Raw genomic sequence first — 1,383 nt, forward strand, 5'->3', positions numbered from 1 at the left:
CGACGCCGTGCGTGCGCGAACTTGGTACGGTGAATTTCGTGAACTCGTTTTGATGTGTGTCGTTCACAATATCAAGCAGTCTCTGAAACAGTGAAATCAAGCTCCGTCTGGCGATTCACCACGGCCTCGTCTCTTGACCCTGCTTGTTGGTGTAGGTCTCGGATTTGGAGCGGTATCTCTGTATCCGCCGATTTTCCCCATGATTGAGTGGGCTATTTCGGTATGGTTCGTTCTTTGGGGAGTATCTCGGTTTTATGTCTACGGGATAGCAGACCCTCTCACCTCCGCTGGAGGCAGTTTGTTGATGCTCGGTGGATTCACCTTGGCCTTGCACCAACTCATACCGATGGGCGAACTCGCCGGTGCTATCGCTAATTTCATCCCGGCTCTCGGTATCTTTGTAGAATTGTTCGCCGAGCATTACCGTGAACAAGATTAATTGCAGAAGCACAACAGGTGCGCAGTTTTATTGAGCAGATATCTCAGCCAGCACAGTAAGCATAAAACTCCAGTCACAGCGGTAGCGACCCCCATTTTGTGTCCCTCTGCGGGTGAGAGGATGTCTCGAAATATGTCCTGCCGTCGTTCGGAAGACCTGTCGCAGCCACTCACCGCACAGTTCGTCGAGTCCATCGCGACGACTGTTCGAGGACAGTCCGGCAGCGCCGATGTTCAAGCGGTTGTCCTCCGTATGGTGGCCCGGCGATCAGACAGTATCGACCTCCCGGACGTACTCGAACTTCGCTCGCTTCTGGACGTCAACGGCGAGCAGGCAGACACGTTAGAGAAACAGGTCACAACCATCATCAGCGCCATCGACGCCGAACTCGCTGGTTGGGACCGCCGGGAGGTCGCTGCATGAACGCAGCAGGAACGGCCACGTTGGGCGATTTCGGCGCTGGTGGCCCACGCTCGGATGCGCTGATTGACACACAGAGCGCGGCACAGGAGGCCGCTGCGGGCGAATGGGAATTTCTCGCCGCTGGCAACGACACGGTCGGGTGGCACATCCCCGACACTGGAGCCACAGTCCTGCTCAAACACAGTGACGCTGGCTGGACGCTCGAACGGGCGACCAAACTGGTCGGGACGCGGCGGTCACTCGATGCTGGGCTGGAGCTTGCCAGCTCGTACATGGCGGATCGACCGGAGGGAGCGTCGGCATGGCGATGATTGAGCGTGAGCAGTGGCGTCGTGAGGAACGCCAGCGAGTTTCGGCAGCACTGGCACGCGCCCGGTTCTGGCAGTCGGTTGCGCCACACAAAATCGGCTTCTGGGACGCCGTCGACGAGACGCTGCTGGCTCACTACCCGGGCTGTCGGTACAAACGCAGGACGACACTCGATGACTTCCGAGAGGAGGATTCATGAGCGACACTCCTGA

At 58.1% G+C, this 1,383-nt stretch carries 3 protein-coding genes and 1 pseudogene; all 4 read left to right on the forward strand.

Annotated features, from left to right (window positions below):
- Positions 1 to 94, forward strand: a pseudogene (locus tag G9463_RS23655) (IS5/IS1182 family transposase); the annotation flags it as partial.
- A 477-nt stretch (positions 95 to 571) separates the two neighbouring features.
- A complete protein-coding gene (locus G9463_RS23660; RefSeq protein WP_008313978.1) occupies positions 572 to 862 on the forward strand; it encodes a hypothetical protein in 291 nt (96 codons plus the stop codon).
- Positions 859 to 1,173 (forward strand): hypothetical protein, encoded by a 315-nt coding sequence (locus G9463_RS23665; protein WP_014030693.1) that lies wholly within the window; start codon positions 859 to 861, stop codon positions 1,171 to 1,173. Before G9463_RS23660 ends, G9463_RS23665 begins: the two co-directional genes overlap by 4 nt.
- Positions 1,164 to 1,370, forward strand: a complete 207-nt coding sequence (locus G9463_RS23670) for a hypothetical protein (protein WP_165897811.1) — start codon at positions 1,164 to 1,166, stop codon at positions 1,368 to 1,370. The genes G9463_RS23665 and G9463_RS23670 overlap by 10 nt, the downstream gene beginning before the upstream one ends.
- The last annotated feature ends 13 nt before the right edge of the window (positions 1,371 to 1,383 follow it).

Origin of the sequence: Haloarcula sp. JP-Z28 (assembly GCF_011440255.1) — an archaeon.
GTDB lineage: Archaea > Halobacteriota > Halobacteria > Halobacteriales > Haloarculaceae > Haloarcula > Haloarcula marismortui.

Bases quoted from the DNA above. Each gene is read 5' to 3' on its own strand.
- G9463_RS23660 (WP_008313978.1), top strand. From the start codon at position 572: ATGTCCTGCCGTCGTTCGGAAGACCTGTCGCAGCCACTCACCGCACAG.
- G9463_RS23665 (WP_014030693.1), top strand. From the start codon at position 859: ATGAACGCAGCAGGAACGGCCACGTTGGGCGATTTCGGCGCTGGTGGC.
- G9463_RS23670 (WP_165897811.1), top strand. From the start codon at position 1,164: ATGGCGATGATTGAGCGTGAGCAGTGGCGTCGTGAGGAACGCCAGCGA.